Raw genomic sequence first — 19,495 nt, 5'->3', positions numbered from 1 at the left:
CTCAATGCTCCCGGCTTTCGAAGTCGATACGTGGATCGACAAAGGTGTAGGTGAGGTCGCCGATGAGTTTCACCACCAGCCCCAGCAACGTGAAGATGAACAGCGTGCCGAACACCACCGGGTAATCGCGGTTGATCGCCGCTTCGAAACTCATCAGGCCCAGGCCGTCGAGGGAGAAGATCACCTCCACCAGCAGCGAGCCGGTGAAGAAGATACCGATGAAGGCTGAAGGGAAACCGGCGATCACCAGCAGCATGGCGTTGCGGAACACATGGCCGTACAGCACGCGGTGGTTGGTCAGGCCCTTGGCCCTGGCGGTGATCACGTACTGCTTGTTGATCTCGTCGAGGAAGCTGTTTTTGGTCAGCAGGGTCATGGTCGCGAAGTTGCCGATCACCAGCGCGGTCACCGGCAGCGCCAGGTGCCAGAAGTAGTCGAGGATCTTGCCGCCCATGCTCAGTTCATCGAAGTTGTTCGAAGTCAGCCCGCGCAACGGGAACCAGTCCAGATAACTGCCGCCGGCGAACACCACGATCAACAGGATGGCGAACAGGAACGCCGGGATCGCGTAGCCGACGATGATCGCCGAACTGGTCCAGACGTCGAAATGGCTGCCGTGTCGCGTGGCCTTGGCGATCCCCAGAGGGATCGACACCAGGTACATGATCAGGGTGCTCCACAGCCCGAGGGAGATCGACACCGGCATCTTTTCCTTGATCAGGTCGATGACCTTGGCGTCGCGAAAGAAGCTGTCGCCGAAATCCAGCGACGCATAGTTCTTGACCATGATCCACAAGCGTTCCGGCGCCGACTTGTCGAAGCCGTACATGTGCTCGATTTCCTTGATCAGCGCCGGGTCCAGGCCCTGGGCACCGCGATAGGCCGAGCCTGCCACCGAGACTTCGGCACCGCCCCCGGCGATGCGGCTGGTGGCGCCTTCGAAGCCTTCGAGCTTGGCGATCATCTGCTCCACCGGTCCGCCCGGGGCGGCCTGGATGATCACGAAATTGATCAGCAAGATGCCGAACAGGGTCGGAATGATCAGCAACAGTCGACGAAAAATGTACGCCAGCATCTGATTACTCCGTGCCCGCAGGGTCGGCCTGCAGTATGGTTTCGACTTCTATCGCCGGCTTGATGTCGGGCTTGACCCACCAGGTAGCCGTGCCGATGTCGTACTTGGGCGAGACCTTCGGGTGGCCGATGTGGTTCCAGTACGCCACGCGCCAGGTCTTGATGTGCCAGTTGGGTATTACGTAATAGCCCCATTGCAGAACGCGGTCCAGCGCGCGGGCATGGGCCACCAGGCTTTTGCGCGAATCGGCGTTGATCAGACGCTCGACCAGTTGATCGACCACCGGATCCTTGAGCCCCATGGAATTGCGGCTGCCGGGTTTGTCGGCGGCGGCCGACATCCAGAATTCCCGTTGTTCGTTACCCGGTGAGTTGGACTGCGGGAAGCTGCCGACGATCATGTCGAAGTCCCGGGAGCGCACGCGGTTGATGTACTGCGAGACGTCGACCCGGCGGATCACCAGATCGATACCCAGGTCGCTCAGGTTGCGCTTGAACGGCAGCAGCACCCGTTCGAATTCGGTCTGGGCCAACAGGAATTCGATGACCACCGGCTTGCCGGTGGCGTCGACCATTTTGTCATCGACGATGCGCCAGCCGGCCTCCTGCAGCAGTTGATAGGCTTGCCGTTGCTGGGCGCGGATCATGCCGCTGCCGTCGGTGGCCGGGTTCTGGAAGGCTTCGCTGAACACCTGCGGTGGCAGCTTGGCGCGGAACGGCTCGAGGAGCGCCAGCTGATCGGTGTCAGGCAGGCCGGTGGCGGCCATTTCCGAGTTCTCGAAGTAACTGCGGGTACGCACATAGGCCCCGTTGAACAGTTGCTTGTTGGTCCATTCGAAGTCCAGCAGCAGCGACAACGCCTGGCGCACGCGCACATCCTGGAACACCGGGCGGCGCAGATTGAACACGAACCCTTGCATGCCGGTCGGGTTGCCGTTGGGAATCTGCTCCTTGACCAGTCGGCCTTCGGTGACCGCCGGGATGTTGTAGGCGTTGGCCCAGTTCTTCGCGGTCATTTCCAGCCAGTAATCGAACTGCCCGGCCTTGAGCGCTTCCAGGGCCACGGTGTTGTCGCGGTAGTAATCGGTGGTCATCACGTCGAAGTTATAGAAACCGCGATTGACCGGCAGGTCCTTGCCCCAGTAGTCCTTGACCCGCTCGTAGCGCACCGAGCGCCCGGCCTTCACTTCGCCGACCTTGTACGGGCCGCTGCCCAACGGGATCTCCAGGTTGCCCTTGTTGAAGTCGCGGTCGGCCCACCAATGCTTGGGCAGCACCGGCAACTGGCCGAGGATCAGCGGCAGCTCGCGGTTGTTGGTGTGCTTGAACTTGAACAGCACGGTCAGCGGGTCTTCGGCAATCACTTCGGCCACGTCGTTGTAGTAACCGCGGTACATCGGTGCGCCGTCCTTGGTCAGCATCTGGAAGCTGAACACCACGTCCTCGGCGCGTACCGGGTGGCCGTCATGGAAGTGCGCTTCGGGGCGCAGGTAGAAGCGCACCCAGCCGTTGTCCGGGGCTTTCTCGATCAGCCGGGCGATCAGGCCGTACTCGGTGAACGGCTCGTCCAGGCCCTGCTTGGCCAGGGTGTCGTAGATGATGCCGATATCATCCGCCGGCACGCCTTTGCTGATGAACGGGTTGAGGCTGTCGAAGCCCCCGAACCCGGCCTGGCGGAAGATCCCGCCCTTGGGCGCGTCGGGATTGACGTAGTCGAAGTGCTTGAAGTCGGCCGGGTATTTCGGCGGCTCGTTGTACAGGGTCACGGCGTGTTGCGGGGCGGCGCAGGCCAGCCCGGCGAACAACAGGCCGCTGGCCTGCAGGAGCAGGGTGCGGATGGGGTTCATTGATCTTTCTCCGAAGATTTCAGCCACCACGCATTCAGGCCCAGGGTGTAAGGCGGCGTGGTGACAAAGGCGAGCCGGTTGCGGTACGCCAGACGGTGATAATTGAGGTACCAGTTGGGAACGATGTAGTGCTGCCACAGCAGCACGCGGTCAAGGGCCTTGCCGGCGGCGACTTGCTGGTCACGGGTCTGGGCGGCCAGCAACTGTTCGAGCAGATGGTCGACCACCGGGTTGGCAATACCGGCGTAGTTCTTGCTGCCCTTGACCCCGGCCTGGCTGGAGTGAAAGTACTGCCATTGTTCCAGGCCCGGGCTCAGGGTCTGGTTGAGGGTCATCAGGATCATGTCGAAATCGAACTGGTCGAGGCGCTGCTTGTATTGCGCGCGATCGACCGTGCGCAACTGCGCATCGATGCCGATGCCGGCGAGGTTCTCGACGTAGGGCTGGAGGATGCGTTCCAGGTTCGGGTTGACCAGCAACAACTCCAGGCGCAAGGGTTGGCCTGTGGCGTTTTGCAGGTGCTGGCCATTGAGCTTCCAGCCGGCTTCGGCGAGCAGGCCGAGGGCTTTGCGCAAGGTCTCCCGGGGGATAGCGCGGCCATCGGTCTGCGGCAGGCTGAACGGCTCGGTAAAGAGCCTGGCCGGCAGTTGTTCGCGGTAGGGCTTGAGCAACAGCCATTCATGCCCGACCGGCAAACCGCTGGCCGAAAACTCGCTGTTGGGGTAATAGCTCATGGCGCGCTTGTAGGCACCGCTGAACAGCGCGCGGTTGGTCCATTCAAAGTTGAACATCAGCCCCAGCGCTTCACGGACCCTGGCGTCCGAGAAAGTCGGTCGGCGGCCGTTCATGAACAGGCCCTGGGTCTGGGTCGGGATCTGGTGGGGAATCTGTGCCTTGATCACGTCACCGCGGCGGATGGCGGGAAAGTTGTAGCCGGTGTCCCAGTTCTTCGCCTGATGCTCGATATAGATGTCGAACTCACCGGCCTTGAACGCCTCGAATGCGACGTCGCTGTCGCGGTAGAACTCGACTTCCATGCGGTCGACGTTGTACTTGCCGCGATTGACCGACAGGTCCTTGCCCCAGTAATCCTTGACCCGTTCGAAGACGATCTGGCGTCCTGGCGTGACCGACGTGATGCGATACGGCCCACTGCCCAGTGGCGGTTCGAACGTGGTGGCCTTGAAGTCGCGGCCTTTCCAGTAGTGCTGTGGCAACACCGGCATTTCGCCCAGGCGCAGGATCAGCAGCGGATTGCCGGCGCGCTTGAACACGAAACGGATGCGCTGCGGGTTGAGGATGTCGACCCGCAGTACCTCCTGAAGGTTGGTGCGGTACAGCGGATGCCCGTCCTTGAGCAGCGTGCGGTAGGAGAACGCGACGTCGAAGGCGGTAATCGGCGTACCGTCATGGAAGCGTGCTTCAGGGCGCAGGTTGAACACCACCCAACTGCGGTCCTCGCTGTACTCCACCGACTGGGCGATCAGGCCATAGCTGGACGCGGGCTCGTCACCCGAAGGCGCGTACTGCCCGGTGCCGACCATCAGCGGTTCGTTGAGTTCGTTGATGCCGTATTGCAGGAAGTTCGGCGTGGTGACCGGGCTGGTGCCCTTGAAGGTGTACGGGTTGAGCGTATCGAAGGTGCCAAACGCCATCACCCGCAACGTACCGCCCTTGGGCGCTTGCGGGTTGACCCAGTCGAAGTGGGTAAATCGGGCCGGGTACTTGAGCGTGCCGAACTGCGCATAACCATGGCTTTCGCTGATCGTCGCGCTTGCGGTGGAGCTCAAGGCCAGGCTGATCAGGAGCAGGGGCAGGGGACGCTTCAAATAGGAGATCCGATCCAGGCGGCTTGGGCTTTGTGGACGGTACAGTAACAGCTTGTATGGACAGGAAAAAGACGGGGGTTAATGGGTAAATTCGGCTGGACGCAATCCTGTGGGAGCTGGCTTGCCAGCGAAGGCGGCGTGACGGGCGAAATCGATGTTGACTGTGCCGATGTCTTCGCTGGCAAGCCAGCTCCTACAGGTATAAAAAAGCCCCTGAAATCAGGGGCTATTTTTAATGCGGATTGGCCACCGTCAACATCTGGCCGGGTTTCAGCGCCTGGCCGACACGTGGGTTCCAGCGCTTGAGGTGTTGCATCTCGACGTTGAAGCGCTTGGCCACGATGGCCAGCGAATCGCCTCGCTGGACCTTGTACTTGGTCTGCTGTTTTTTGGAGTTGGCGGCAATCACGGTGTTGACGCGCCCGGAGCTGCGTTTGCTGTTGTCCTGCATGACCAGGGTCTGGCCGGGCTTGAGATTCTTGCCGGTCAGTTTGTTCCAGCGTTGCAGGTCCTTCACGTCAACGTTGTTGGCCTTGGCGATGGAGCCGAGGTTGTCACCCCGTTTGACCCGGTAGGAGCGCCTGGCGCTGGCGACCTGGGTGTCGTCGGCGCCTTCGAAGACCGGCTTGAGCGATTTCTTGCTGATCAACTCTTCAGGACGCATGGTCTGCAGGCTGCTGGTCAGCAGTTGCGCCTTGGAGGTCGGCACCAGCAGGTGCTGCGGGCCGTCGATGGTGGTGCGCTGCTTGAAGGCCGGGTTGAGCTGGAACAGTTCGTCTTCGTCGATGTTGGCGACTTCAGCGACCTTGGACAGGTCCATGCGCTGGTTGATTTCGACGACCTGGAAATAGGGCTGGTTGGCGATCGGGTTGAGGTTCACGCCGTAGGCTTCAGGCGCCATCACCACTTGCGACAGTGCCAGCAACTTCGGCACATAGGCCTGGGTTTCGGAGGGCAGCGGCAGGTTCCAGTAGTCGGTCGGCAGGCCGAGGCGCTCGTTGCGCTCGATGGCCCGACTGACGGTGCCTTCGCCGGCGTTGTAGGCCGCCAGGGCCAGCATCCAGTCGCCGTTGAACATGTCGTGCAGGCGGGTCAGGTAATCCAGCGCGGCGGTGGTCGACGCGGTGATGTCGCGACGGCCATCATAGAAACGGGTCTGGCGCAGGTTGAAGTAACGCCCGGTGGACGGGATGAATTGCCAAAGACCCACCGCGTCGGCCCGGGAGTAGGCCATCGGGTTGTAGGCGCTTTCAATCACTGGCAGCAGGGCCAGTTCCAGCGGCATGTTGCGCTCTTCAAGGCGCTCGACGATGTAGTGAATGTAGAGGCTGCCACGTTCGCCGGCGTTTTCGAGGAAAGACGGGTTGCTGGCGAACCACAGGCGCTGCTGCTCGATGCGCGGGTTGACACCCAGCCCGTCCTGCAACTGGAAGCCCTGGCGCATACGCTCCCAGACGTCCTGTGGAATTTGCGGGCTGGGCTTTTCGCTGAGCCAGATCGGCTTCTGCTTGGCGCGCGCGGCGATGTTCGGCGTGTGCGCCGCATCGGTCTGCGGCGCATGGCTGGAACAGCCCGCCAGGGTGGCGGACACAGCCACCGCAATGGCTTGAGCCAAGCGGGTCAATGCGTCTGAACTGATGGCTTTGCGAATAGGTGACGACATTGGCTGGAAGTAAGTTCCGGGCAAAAATGTCGGGCGATTCTAGAAAGCGCACCCTGCGCGGTCAACCTTTCAGAATTGTTGCAGCCTTGTGGAGCCCCTTTAGAACGTGTCTTTCCACGCTCGCAGCGCAGCAAAAACCATATCGGGCGCCGAGTTATCGGTGCCGGTCCGTTCGTCCGCTTTTTCTTTAACGGATGTTTCAGCAGAACGCAAAAACGGGTTTGTGAGCTTTTCCAGCGCCAGTGTCGACGGCAGCGTCATGATCCCGGATTCCCGTTGGCGGGTGACTTTGGCCAGGCGTTCGGCCGTATCCGGGTTGTTCGGCTCGACAGCGGCGGCAAACTTCAGATTGCTCAGGGTGTATTCGTGGGTGCAGTAGACCAGCGTGTCTTCCGGCAACCCCGCAAGACGTGTCAGCGAGCTGTACATTTGCTGTGGTGTGCCTTCGAACAACCGCCCGCAGCCGGCGGCAAACAGGGTGTCGCCGCAGAACAGCAAGCCGTGATGGTAATAGGCGATATGCCCAAGGGTGTGGCCGGGGACCGCGAGGATATCGAAGTCCAGCCCGAGCACGTTGATGCGGTCGTTGTCCTTGAGCGCAATCTCCCGGGCCGGGATCGTTTCGCTGGCCGGACCATAGACTTTCGCGTCCGTCGCTTTTTTCAGCTGTTCGACCCCGCCGACGTGGTCATGATGGTGGTGAGTGATCAAAATATCACTCAGGACCCAACCCGGATTGGCGGTGAGCCAGGCGCGTACCGGGGCGGCATCACCCGGGTCGACCACCGCGCAGCGTTTGCTGCCGTGGTCTTGTAACAACCAGATGTAGTTGTCGGTGAAGGCGGGCAGGGCTGTGATCTGTATCATCGTCGGATTCGCCAAGCGGAAAACAATGGCGCATCTTAGAACTTCCTGGCGCGTTGGAGAATGCAATGACTGATAAAGCGTTCGCACAGGCTGATCCTGACTGGCTGGCGTTGATCAGCGCAGCCCGCGAGTGGCTGGAAGGTCCGATCGGGCAATTCCTGCTGGACGAAGAGCGGCGCATGCTCGAAGACGAACTCGGGCGGTTCTTTGGTGGCTATCTGGTGCATTACGGTCCCTCGGCCCAGACCCCGCCGTCAGCGCCGCAGGTGCAGCGTAACGTGCGCCTTGGCGCGCCGTTGCCGGGGGTCGAGATCGTCTGTGAGGAGCAGGCCTGGCCGCTGAGCGAGCACGCCGCCGATGTGGTGGTGCTGCAACATGGCCTGGATTTCTGCCTGTCGCCCCATGGTTTGCTGCGCGAGGCGGCAAGCAGCGTGCGGCCCGGCGGGCATTTGCTGATCATCGGCATCAATCCCTGGAGCAGTTGGGGCCTGCGGCATGTGTTTGCCCAGGATGGGCTGCGCAAGGCGCGCTGCATTTCGCCGTCACGGGTTGCGGACTGGCTGAACCTGCTGGGCTTCGCGCTGGAGAAACGCCGCTTCGGGTGCTATCGTCCGCCGCTTGCGTCACCGGCGTGGCAGACCCGCCTGGCCGGATGGGAGCGCAAGGCCGGTGACTGGCAACTGTCGGGCGGCGGCTTCTATTTATTGGTGGCGCGCAAGATCGTGGTGGGCCTGCGGCCGGTCCGTCAGGAGCGGCGCGAGCCGATGGGCAAGCTGATTCCCTTGCCGATGGCCAAGGTCAACCGTCGCAACATCGAACCGTAACACACACTTTTTCATTTGCGGCCGGGCCTGTCCCGGCTTCGGGCGTCGTCGATCAGCGATCGGCGGGCCAGCGCATTTTCTGGATAGATTGGCATGAGCGATAGCGTAGAACTGTTCACCGACGGCGCCTGCAAGGGCAACCCTGGCCCAGGCGGCTGGGGTGCACTGCTGGTGTGCAAGGGCGTTGAAAAGGAACTCTGGGGCGGCGAAGCCAATACCACCAATAACCGCATGGAGTTGATGGGCGCGATCCGTGGCCTGGAAGAGCTCAAGCGTCCCTGTGAGGTGCTGCTGGTGACCGACTCCCAGTACGTGATGAAGGGCATCAACGAGTGGATGGACAACTGGAAGAAGCGCGGCTGGAAAACCGCGGCGAAGGAGCCGGTGAAAAACGCTGACCTGTGGAAGTTGCTCGACGAGCAGGTCAACCGCCACAAGGTCACCTGGAAATGGGTGCGCGGGCACATTGGTCATCACGGCAACGAACGGGCCGACCAGTTGGCCAACCGTGGCGTCGACGAAGTGCGCGGCTACAAGCAGGACTGATCGCGATGTCTCTGTAGGAGCTGCCGCAGGCTGCGATCTTTTGCTTTTGATCTTGAAAGTCAAAAGATCGCAGCCTTCGGCAGCTCCTACGGGGACCGTGTTAATATTGCGGCTTTTGCCCGAATACCGATTGAGAGCTGAGCACTGATGGCCACCAGATCCGTTGCCTTATTCTGCCTACTTGTCAACAGTGTAATCGAGCCCCCTGCACATCGGTGAACGATTCAAGGTGCTGATTGTATGGGGTTTACCGATCCAGCCCCCGTTTCTTTAGCTGAATTTCAAGGCCTCATGATTCTAAAGTGTAAACGATGAGCTGTTTTAGCTACCCATGGTTTACATTCTAAAATAAGAGTCTGCGGCGGTCTGATAGCCTCTTTGTCGAATGCGAGGTTTGCTGTCTCGGGATAGCAATTCCCACTGCAAGTCGTCCGCAATAAACACTGTGAACTGCTGGTGCCGACTCAACGCGCTGGACAACCATTCCCGCTCTCCGAGAAACAGAGATTCGGCGCTTGGGCGTTATATCCATTTCCACGACCCATTGAACCTCTGGAATTTTCCCCTGGTACGTTGCGGAGCGGTTGTCGATGTGCATTCCGTCGAAGCAGATTGCCCATGGGATGCTAGCATTCCAAACTCAAATAAGAAGTGAGTTTGAAAATGAAAAAAATGACTTCAGAAGGCTTTGTTGTGAGGAGAGTGGGTCTTTGCAAAAAAAACTCATTAGTCTATCTAGAAACATTCTCGTCTTACCCATGTCTGCGATGCGGGCCTTGGCCCCCTAAGCGTGCATCGGATCCTGCAACCCGCAAAACGGATACATAGCCTTGGAGATAACTAATCTGTAGGCCTTAGGTGTATGGAGTTGGGTTCAGGTCGCACGAGCCAAACCTAACAAAATGCCCCAAAGGCCTCCTCAATGGCGTTTTTCGTGCGCAGAATGTAATGGGTGTAGATGATCGGCAAAAGTCTAGAAGTTATCATCGTGGGGGAACTGGAACTGGAACTGGAACTGGAACTGGAACTGGAACTCGACACGACAGGCAGCAACCGGCCAAAAGCGGTCGCTGGAGGTGTCTACAAACCAGGAGCAATTCAGTAGGGGGGCACGACGTTTACTTTCGTGACACTACTTCTTTGATAGAGTTAAGCAGCCTCAAACGGAGTGGACGGTTGGCTCAGAGTCTATTGAGATCGACCTCAAGTCCGGCCCCCTTCAGTTCCTTTGCGAGCGAGTAGCGCCAAGCTCCGCCATTGTCTAGCTCGATATAAACGACTCCGTAGTAGTCCGAAGGCAGTTCCACTCCTTTCTCATAGAGAACGCAGACGCGCCTGCGATTGATCTTGCCCATGAAGTATCCCAGTTCGAGGACCACGTTCTGTCTCGCACGATCTTGCAGCGTTTGGTCCGCCGCATTCTTCTTGCCGCCTACGTCGTCAGCCGTCATGAGCACCACGGCGAAATGGACATTGGCATATCGCTCCAACTTCTCAATGACGGTGTCGCTAGCGCTAGCCTGCTCATTGAGAATAATGACCTTCAGGCCCAACTTTTCAAGCAACCGGGCCGACATCTCGCGGATGGCCTCGTTGTGCCCGTGAACCAGGAATACTGTACTCGGTCCTCGAACGTGCTGGGCTGACGCCCCTGCTGTGAGGTCATCGCGAATGATGTTTTTTAGAACTTCGATCTCCATAACCGGGGACTTGGGTGTGACCTTGTCACCGATCTTTACGAACATCTTCACTACGCGGCCAGATAGCGGTGACGGCAGTTCGATTGAAGCCTTGTCGCACTCAAGCGTGACGTACGTATCTCCCTGCACTAGAAAGTCTCCAGCACTGACGGGAATTTCGATCACCACGAGGTCACCGATGCCCAAATCCGTGCCAGGCAAACAATCGGCCTCCAAGTTAGGACACAACACAATCTGCGTCTTATCGCTCACAACTCGCCCTCCTTGATTTAAAGCTGGCTCTGCTTCACAAGGACTGTACGCGTTCAGAGTGACTGGACACAATCCACAGCTGTGCGTACGCACAAGTACGATTGGGAAGTTGTACTCCACTTGACCACCCGTTTGCGTTACTACTGACCAGGTACCTCTCACGTCAGTCCTCAGCTGCAACGGTTGTAATTGCACGGCCTGCCCCGGCTTTTTGCATTCGCCCTGACCGGCCATCTGCATTCTATTCAACCATGATGATCGAACCCATGACCTGGCGAAATCGGCCAGTAGCGGCCTGTCGGAAGCGTCTAATAATTCAAGGGGCTATTCATGTCATCGGTCTAAGCTGCATTGGCGAGATTCAGGCGCTGGTTCTCTGTGTAGAAAAGGGTGGTTGATGCGAGTCCGTGTGTAAAAAAGTGGCCATCTGCTATTTTGTCAGGTAGGAATACGGTTTCAAAAATGGAATGGCCGGTTAAAAAATCAAATCCATTTTTCGTATAGGTGACTAGGGAGATTTTGGGGAAGCGAGAAGCGTTCGATTTTTGGCAGACCTTATATAGGTATGGTTCACAATCGTGTAGCAATCGACCACACCGAGATGGGCTGAAATAAACATAATAATTCAGTGATGAACAAGGATTCGTATGAACGAAGTTTTGCAAGAATGTTTGTCTCACCCGAATGGCGCTCAGTTCTATCGTGGTGACCTTCATATCCATTCTTATCAAGCGTCCCATGACGTTAACGACACCGATATGAGCCCGGCGGCAATCGTAGCAACCGCAGTGCGTGAAAATTTAGCCCTCATTGCTGTTGCCGATCACAATGAAATTAGCAATGTCCACGCAACAATGGTTGCAGGCAAAGAGGCAGGGATTCTGGTGGTTCCAGCTGTTGAATTATCAACGCCGGAAGGACATTTGTTATGTTATTTCCCTACGTTAGAGGCGCTACAACAATTTCACGGCAGGTTGAATCTTGCAGATCGTGGAACTGCAAATAGCAGATGTAGCGACGCGATGCTAGCATGTTTAGATAGTGCTAAATCGTTAGGAGGGTTCTGTATACTAGCCCACGTTGATGGTGGCAACGGGCTGGAGTCTAACCGTCCCGGTGGTTCACCCCACAAAGTTGATATCATTTGTCATTCTGCATTGCTGGGTATAGAGCTAAAAAGTGCTGAGTCGAAAATCTCTTATGCGCTAGGCGATCCTGAGTCAGTACGGGTTCAAATTGGTAATCAGAGGATTGAGAAGTTAGGGTTAGGCGCTAGACAGTATTTAGCAAGGGTGCTGAACTCCGACTCTCACACTTTGAATGTTTTAGGTAGAAATGCGGCACAGGCAAGAAAATTAACGCGCTATAAAATGACCGAACCAACTTTTCAAGGGCTACGCCATGCTCTACAAGAATGTGACTCTCGGGTCCGCCTAGAGGATGAGGTTCCTACTGCTACGCCATTTGTATTAGGTATTTCTATTAATGGTGGTTTTTTAACCGGCCAAACGATTCATTTTAGTAGCAACCTGAATTGTATTATTGGTGGTCGAGGGTCGGGAAAATCCACTGCTTTCGAAGCGGTTCGTTGCCTGACTGGAACTGAATCGGAAGCCGAAGTGATTGATTCGGAAGTATGGCCGCAGCAACTACATCTATTTTGGCAAGATGAAGCTGGTCAGCGTCATTCGATTGCTCGACCTATAGGTGGGAGTCTTGAAAATCTAGACGATGCAATGGAGGGGCCCATAAGGTTTGACCTCGATTGTTTCGGGCAAGGTGAAGCTGGAAACGTCCGTGAGCAGAGCAGGACAGACGCCCTGGCGTTGTTGAAGTATCTTGATAAATTTACGCGGGTGCAAGATGCCTTGACTGAGGAGAAGGCTGCAATAAAAACACTGTCCGACATAAGCGACGAGATAATAAAAGCTCAATCGAATGTCGAACTGATTCCTCAGACGCAACGGTCTTTGGTAGTCGCGAGACAGCAATTAGCAGCTTTTGAAGCTGCGCAGGGAAAAGACGTAATACGATTGCAGCGAAGTTTGTCCGCTGAAAAGGCCAAGAGGGCAAGTATCAATGAAAAACTTTTTGAGTTAAAAGCTTTAATATCGGAAGAGCCCGTTATAGAAATTGTGAGCGCTATTGATGGCATTGTTCGCGACGGGGAAATCATTGCTGGTGTAGACGAGACTAAAAGGATAGCTAGAGAATTAGAAAGCTTTTCCGCTGATATGAGCACTGCTCATCAATCGATGTCCGTAGCATACGAAAGGCTCCTTGATTTGGTTTCTGAGTCCTTACAAAGTTGGGCACTAAAAGAGCGGCCAATTCGTGATGAGATTGACGTAAAAAGAAATGCTCTGGAAGCGCAAGGCATTAAACTAGATATGGCATACATTTCTAAGCTTGCTACGGAGGAAAATACTCTCCAGACATCCTTAGAAAAACTGAACAAGTGGGTTCCTTATTTGGAGAAGCTAAAGTCTGAATATACCCTTGCCCTCAAACATAGATGGGCCAATCGTAAAGTTGTATCAAATTTACGTCAAGCATACGCAATCAAGGCATCCAGGGCGCTGGATGAGGTTCTGTCTGATCTGAAGGTGAAGCTTCAATATATGGATGGCGGCTATTCTCAAGCGGCTGTTGGAATTATTTCGGGAGCGATGGGTTGGCGAACCTCAAGTCAATCAAAAGCTCGTGCACTTATTGAGACGCTGACTGTCCCCGTATTGTTAGCGGTCGTATCTAAAGGTCAAGTTGCTAGATTGACGGATATTGAAGTCAGTCCTGGTGTTAAAATGTTTTCTGCCAGTGATGCCAATGACGTCATTGAGAAGCTTAAAGAGCCTTTAGTGAGATACGCTCTCGAGCAATGCGATATTGATGACTTGCCAAAGCTGACTGTGTCTAGACAGATAGATGATGGTACAGGCCCAAAATTTGTGCAGCGAGACTTTGCTCAGCTTTCGCTCGGGCAACAGCAGTCAGTTCTTTTGGCGTTGATACTTTCCTCAGATAGCACTCGCCCGTTAATTATTGATCAGCCCGAGGATAATTTAGATAGTGAATTTATTGTTCAAACCTTCGTTCCAGTTTTGCGGAGGGCTAAAGAACGTCGCCAGGTTATAATTGTCACTCATAACGCAAACATCGCAGTATTAGGAGACGCCGAGCAATTGATTGTTCTTAAAAGCACCAGCGACAAAAGTAAAGTTGTTTCTAGGGGCTCTATCGATGATTCGATAGCTCGCGAATCTGCGTGCAAGATATTGGAAGGCGCGCGTGAAGCCTTTACGCGTAGAGCAAAAATATACGGAGTGACACTCTAAAATATTTTTGGTATACGACACGCCATTTCGATTAGAAACGCGACATGGCATGTCACCTAATGACAGTTGGCTTTATGGGTGAGACTTATGCCAAGTTTTGTATGGGACAGAGACACAGAAGACGCATGGAATGAACCCTATGAGTATGGGGGGCAAGAGCAATTTCATCGAGAGGCTTGTAAAGTTCTGTCGTCAATAAAATCTCACTATGCAGAAAAGGATATGCACTTTGATCGAGATGAACAATCCCTTGATAAAGCGATCTGGCTAATACAAATAGATGCCCTAGAAGCGCTAGTGGATGCCTTGAAATTAACAGAAGAAAAGAGGCATCGAATTGCCTCGCGCCTATTTCGTGACGCGGTAGAAACAATGGATATTTCAGCCTACTTTTATTTGGCAGGTGACAGGGCCAAGAAAGAACTTGGGAAATGGTATAATGATGAAGTCATCCCACATAGGGTTTTTAGAGAATTCATAAAGAAATTCGAATGCCAGGATAAAGCTAAAAACTTAAGCAACCTGTACAGCGACCTAAGCAAATACACACATAGAACACATAGCGCGATAACCAAAAGCTATCTGCTCGGCAGAAACAACAAAATTGCCTATGATGGTTTTTCCGAGAGCGGCTTTAGAGTACTTCCACATGTCATATCTCTTTCGTACGCAATTATCGCAGCATTAATCAAAAGATTTATCACGATTGCTGAAAATACCCAGCAAATTGATTCTGCTAAAATTCGTGATATTTGGTCGACATCATTAGAAGAAGAGGCAGTGCCAAGACGCTTTGGTCCAGGGCCAGGACAGTTACTAAGAAGCACTCCTATAGAGTTTGAGCTAAAGTTGGATGAAAGCTAACTGAGTCGCCCCAGTTTAGTAAATGCTTTGAGTGTCTGCTATTGGCCGATAGTTGCCTGTCGTGAAGGGCTGTATCCGACCCACAGCGGTCGGTCGCCGATCGCATTATGCGGCGAACCCCAGTGGTAGAGCTGACTGAATCACCTTGGTTCGCCTTTAGGTTAAGAGCCTTCTTGATCGTACCCTAATTGACGCGTCTAAGTAGAGTGACGCTCTTTATTCAAAACTTTCTTCCTTGTCTCGATCACGGATCTGTTCCTTCTCAATCCAAAGGTCGAGGTCAGGAAGCAACCCATCAATCCAGTGGCGCACTTCCGCATGTAGGCTTACTTGAAGCCTGAGCACCTGCGACCGACGTTGAGTCAATATATCGGCTAGAGACCCCATCCAGCTTCGGGGATGCAAGCGTGCCCAGTAGTCTCCGAGAAAGGCGTGTTTATCTGGAGCAAGTTCCAATAGCTCCAAGAAAATCGGGTCCAAGTCATCACTTTCTTCGCCGTGTTTACGCTTAAACATCGGGATGGCTTGACCTAGCAGCGGATACCTTAATGTGGAATCCATGTTTGCCCACTGATGAAGGAGCGCCGGATCGATTTTTTCAATTGGAGTATCAAAACTAAAATGCATTTCAAAGAGATTGGTTGTTCCTGACGTCACCCCATGGAGAAGAAACGCGTCCAACGCGATGAAGGTCTGAGTCTTGAACAGCCCTTTGAGCACATAGTCCACCTCGTAGGGAGAGGTTTGATACGACTTAATGGCAGTACTCAGGTGATCACAAACGTCACGCGCGGTGTCTTCACCTTCAATGCCGGCGCAGCAAATGCTCACTACTGTGTGCATACCGTAATCGCGGAGCTGCCCTTTTTTGCTGAAATCAGTGCGGCGTAGAAGATTCCGACCGGTCTCAATCAGTAGGTGATCCCATTGTTGACCAGCCTCTCTATCTCGAAAGAAGTGCATATGTAGTATGTCGAGCGCAATCTCCACACCGTCTGACAATTGCGCAATATCAAGAAGGAGCGCACTTAGCTCCTCAGGCGGCGAGTCACCGACAGCGCCATTGGCAATACTGTTGAAGTCCACTGCACGGAGTACGCCCTTGCCAATTGCCCGTCGCAACCGATTGATACCAGCTTTATCAATTCCAACGCGCGCCTGGAGATAGGGCAGACTTGGCGCAAGATCGGGATCGTCAATGGCGTACTCCAGCACCGACGATGTGAATGTGGCATCCCGCTGATTTGCTTGGCACATGTAACCACCGAGCACTGTTGCATTTCGCTTATTTGGGTCGATTTTCGCAAATTCAGAAATTATTTCGAGCCACATTTCCAATAGATCTGCCGCCCCTTCCGCAAGGCCGACTCCACATTCAAATGCGCGTTGCTGATTCGACGCAGGTATTAACTCAAGGAGAAACTGCTTGCGTGTCTCGGAGTCTTGCGTCAAAAAGCGTCCTACCTCCTGAGCCATCAGCGAAGCCTTTTGCCACGGTTTCATCACATCGTCGTCATCTGGGTCGCCATCAACGATGTCCCAGCCGCTATTGGCGCCACTGAGCACTATGGCGCGTGCCTGATGCAGAAGATCGGACGGTTTCAACCGTTGAATGATTGTCTCTAGCCTTACCCTGACGTCAGGACGCATAGCCTTACCTTCGAAACGAAGCGCAGCTCGAAAGCCAAGCCAACCTTCAATCCAAGGTTTTTTCTTTGTTAAAGCTACGGCGGCGGTTTCAAGCGCCTCATGACAAGCATCGATGGCCCAAATTTCGCGAACTCTGCGTGCGAGGATTTTAGGAGCGTCATCGATGGCTGGTGAAAGCTCAACTGCGAGCGCAATTGCGGCCTTATACCAATCCCCAGCATCCTTATTGACCTTCGGACACCATCCCCAGCCACGAGGACGGGCTCCGAATTCGAAGGTGCTCGATGAAGTGAAGTGGCCTGTTTTTAGCAGGGCATCGAGAGCGATTGATGCGCAACGGCGCTGCTCTAGATCGATTGACATCGCCAATTGCCGGACGACGTCATATCGCTGGTCCGGCGATGCCTGTGTCCCTGATAAAAGCAAATGAAAAAGCTCGGCAAACATATCTCGCGCAGAATTACCCTTGTTACCTTCGGGCTCGATAGCTACGAAACGGGCAAGCAACATAGCTGCGCGCTCGAAAAATTGGGGATCGTAACCAAGCATCTTGATTAGACGGACCCACTGCAAGCGATCTGTAGAGTTAGGTGCCAGTACCGGTTTGCCTTTGGCGCTATTCAATTCGCGCTCAATTTTCGCGAACACCGCATCAGGAGCGACAGGGGCAATGTTGGTTAAGATCTCGAGACCTTGCTTGCCCAACGAGAAAAGATCTCCAAGTGGGCCGTCTACGCAGAGCCAACGAGCGACCGTTGACTGGGCTTCGGTGCTGTCGTGAAGGAAGCCTATCCTTCGTGAAAGCGACTTCTGCATCCGAGACGTCAGAGATGTGCAAAAACGATCGAATTCCTGCGGGGGTATTCTTTCCAACGCGGATGTCGCCAAGGAGTTGGCGATCGCATGGGGTAATATCGCGCGCCACCTGCCGCGTGACTGGGCGACTCCGCGACGACCTAACCTGACAAGCGCTGTAAACATGTCATTTGAACTGACTGAGCGAATGCTTCCAATTTTTGCCAGCTCGCCGTCGCTCGAAGTGTCTTCACCGTTTAGCGAATAGAAAAGCGAGAGATCCTCCGCCGTAAACAATAGTGATTGATCGGGCGCATTACGTTGCTGGAAGATTCGCTCAAACAAGTCGCGGCTCTTAAGCTTGCCTAAGGTTTCTCCTTTCCTTAATGTGTCGGCGATTGCCCGAGCAACACGAAAATTCCCGTCGCTGAAATCGGCGATCGTGCTCCGGTCGATCTGCGAAATATTGGGGAATGACTGTTTGAGCCATTGTGAAACCAGCTCGGTTGATGCTGATTGCAGACGGAATACTTCGGTCCGCTCAGGTTCATCCTCGCCGACATCGTATTCAATAGTTAGCAGACTCACACAACTTGTGCTGTCAGAACAGATACGTGCGAGTTCGCTGTGTGTGGCTGGATTGCAATTATCTACCACGAGAATCGAACGCTGGCCTCGCATGACGAGTAGACGCGCCATATCCCGAGCTGTTGGATCAGTCTCTACCGAATAATCCGTGTAAACCGCGAGGCTTGGGTCTAGTGGATCTACCCCAACTTGACTCTCGAAAAGGGCCTGTACCAATCGCGTCTTGCCGAGCCCCGACAAACCGACCAACCGAATACATTGTGCTGGAGCGTGTAATGCCGCGCGAAGCTTAGCAATCCCTTCGCCGATAGTCAGTTGTGGTCGTTCTGGCGATCTTTCATCCGTTAGACATGCCTTATCGTCGAAAAGATATGTACTAGGCTCGGCCACCGTCGTCCCGACCCAATTTCCGATACTGCTCCATCCAGCTAAGCTCATGCCGATCCGTGAACGAACCCAAGCCACGATTCCTGGAAACTCGTTTACCCAAGTGGCCAACCGGTCCCGATCGTAAAAGTCCGTGTGAAGCTTTTGGGCATCGGCCAAATCACGGAGTTGTTCGCGGATCGCCTTGCGTCGATTCGTCAACGGCTTATCAGCGACTGACCCTTGTGCACTCACTATGATGTAGGAGCCGGATGCCGCAGCAAGCTCTCCGATCACTTGCCGCAGTACGCCTTTTGGGCGCATTTCGTTGCGAATCGCGCTGGCGGACATATCGGGCTTTTTCACCTGAAAACCAGTGAGCGTTCGTGGTACGAAGTCAGGTTTTGCAATTGTATTTGGACACTCAACACGAACGTCGAGTCCACCGTCCGCAGCATCTTGATTTCCACCAGCAGTCACGGACGAAAGTGGGCAGCCTTGCGCGCGTAATTCTGATAACGCTAAACGCGCCACCAGAGTGCGTAAATCTCCGTCGCTCAAGTTTGCGATGTCGGTCCCTGTTATTTCGAACATAGCTAGTAACGACGCCCTAGTTAAATCATTAGGCGATCATAGCTGAGGAAGGAGTATTTAGTTTGTTGCATGGTGCGGGCCAGCAGTCGAATGCTGCTTCATGGCCCAGATCGGATCAAGTGCTAATGACTGCTAATGGCCGATTCTGTTGAAAAAGTCGCTCTGCCCAAACTGCCTGATCATTGACTGGTGAAAACGTCGTTTTTGGACGCTGCTACGTGAAATCCGAGTCTGGAAGACTCTGCCAAAAGTAAAGACTTCAATCTCGGACGCGTACTTTCTGATGCGCAAGCCATGGCCGACTTTTTCAACAGAATCGGCCGATTGCTGCCCCTCGAGAAGAGCTGAAATCGACCCATAGCGGTCATGCTGAACGGTCATTACAGTGTCGGTAACCTAGTCGATGTGCTTCGTCGCTAACATTCAGCTTTGCGCCCTGGAGCGCTGGTCGATGGCCGAGAAGACGGGTGGTAGGTTCCAGGCTGTCGTCCGCAGGCACGAATAGCACCCTTTAATAAGTTCAAACGACCCACATGTGGCTGCGCTCGATGCTTGGCTTTTCGATGGCTAACCGAGCAATCCCCATGATGCGGCGGACTAATTTTATTATCGCTATTCTTATATTAGAATCATATGCTGTATAAAGAATATGCAGGATGAGTCGGCCACTCGGCCGTGCCCCATAAATATAAAAAAATCGG

General features: G+C 54.6%; 12 protein-coding genes. 5 read left to right on the top strand and 7 right to left on the bottom strand.

Annotated elements, in window-relative coordinates:
* Position 1: 1 nt before the first annotated feature.
* The 5 genes from ACEN83_RS17295 to gloB form a co-directional block, all read right to left on the bottom strand.
* Entirely contained in the window at positions 2-1,075 is a 1,074-nt protein-coding gene (locus ACEN83_RS17295; RefSeq protein ID WP_007979116.1) for a microcin C ABC transporter permease YejB, read from the bottom strand.
* A 4-nt stretch (positions 1,076-1,079) separates the two neighbouring features.
* Complete coding sequence (locus ACEN83_RS17290; RefSeq protein ID WP_495577844.1) at positions 1,080-2,921, bottom strand: extracellular solute-binding protein; 1,842 nt, start codon at positions 2,919-2,921, stop codon at positions 1,080-1,082.
* On the bottom strand, positions 2,918-4,738 hold the full coding sequence (locus ACEN83_RS17285) for an extracellular solute-binding protein (protein ID WP_495580886.1): 1,821 nt from the start codon (positions 4,736-4,738) through the stop codon (positions 2,918-2,920). Before ACEN83_RS17285 ends, ACEN83_RS17290 begins: the two co-directional genes overlap by 4 nt.
* Before the next feature lie 244 nt (positions 4,739-4,982).
* Positions 4,983-6,413, bottom strand: a complete 1,431-nt coding sequence (locus ACEN83_RS17280) for a transglycosylase SLT domain-containing protein (protein WP_116579238.1) — start codon at positions 6,411-6,413, stop codon at positions 4,983-4,985.
* A gap of 99 nt (positions 6,414-6,512) precedes the next feature.
* Complete coding sequence (gene gloB / locus ACEN83_RS17275) at positions 6,513-7,280, bottom strand: hydroxyacylglutathione hydrolase (RefSeq protein WP_495577843.1); 768 nt, start codon at positions 7,278-7,280, stop codon at positions 6,513-6,515.
* Positions 7,281-7,345: 65 nt separating this feature from the next.
* Between gloB and ACEN83_RS17270 the strand changes: the two genes are divergently transcribed.
* The 3 genes from ACEN83_RS17270 to ACEN83_RS17260 all read left to right on the top strand — a co-directional run bounded on the left by ACEN83_RS17270 (position 7,346) and on the right by ACEN83_RS17260 (position 9,755).
* Positions 7,346-8,104: a class I SAM-dependent methyltransferase gene (locus ACEN83_RS17270; RefSeq protein WP_116579240.1), complete on the top strand. Its 759-nt coding sequence runs from the start codon at positions 7,346-7,348 to the stop codon at positions 8,102-8,104.
* A 93-nt stretch (positions 8,105-8,197) separates the two neighbouring features.
* Positions 8,198-8,650 carry a ribonuclease HI gene (gene rnhA, locus ACEN83_RS17265; protein ID WP_007996378.1) on the top strand — a complete coding sequence of 151 codons (453 nt, stop codon included), beginning with the start codon at positions 8,198-8,200 and terminating at the stop codon, positions 8,648-8,650.
* Positions 8,651-9,608: 958 nt separating this feature from the next.
* Positions 9,609-9,755 carry a hypothetical protein gene (locus ACEN83_RS17260; protein WP_495577842.1) on the top strand — a complete coding sequence of 49 codons (147 nt, stop codon included), beginning with the start codon at positions 9,609-9,611 and terminating at the stop codon, positions 9,753-9,755.
* Positions 9,756-9,831: 76 nt separating this feature from the next.
* Here the strand turns inward: ACEN83_RS17260 and ACEN83_RS17255 are convergent, their stop codons facing one another.
* Positions 9,832-10,602 (bottom strand): TIR domain-containing protein, encoded by a 771-nt coding sequence (locus ACEN83_RS17255; RefSeq protein WP_495577841.1) that lies wholly within the window; start codon positions 10,600-10,602, stop codon positions 9,832-9,834.
* Positions 10,603-11,249: 647 nt separating this feature from the next.
* Here ACEN83_RS17255 and ACEN83_RS17250 point away from each other — a divergent pair.
* The gene (locus ACEN83_RS17250; protein ID WP_495577840.1) at positions 11,250-13,937 is read left to right on the top strand and encodes a TrlF family AAA-like ATPase; all 2,688 of its coding nucleotides are present in this window, start codon (positions 11,250-11,252) and stop codon (positions 13,935-13,937) included.
* Between the two features lie 87 nt (positions 13,938-14,024).
* Positions 14,025-14,801, top strand: a complete 777-nt coding sequence (locus tag ACEN83_RS17245; protein WP_495577839.1) for a hypothetical protein — start codon at positions 14,025-14,027, stop codon at positions 14,799-14,801.
* Positions 14,802-15,017: 216 nt separating this feature from the next.
* Here the strand turns inward: ACEN83_RS17245 and ACEN83_RS17240 are convergent, their stop codons facing one another.
* Entirely contained in the window at positions 15,018-18,794 is a 3,777-nt protein-coding gene (locus tag ACEN83_RS17240; RefSeq protein WP_495577838.1) for a hypothetical protein, read from the bottom strand.
* Positions 18,795-19,495 lie beyond the last annotated feature (701 nt).

The organism is Pseudomonas sp. Pseusp49 (genome assembly GCF_059491875.1).
The sequence above is the reverse complement of the archived record's forward strand: the minus strand, read 5'-3'. Positions and strand labels throughout refer to the sequence as shown.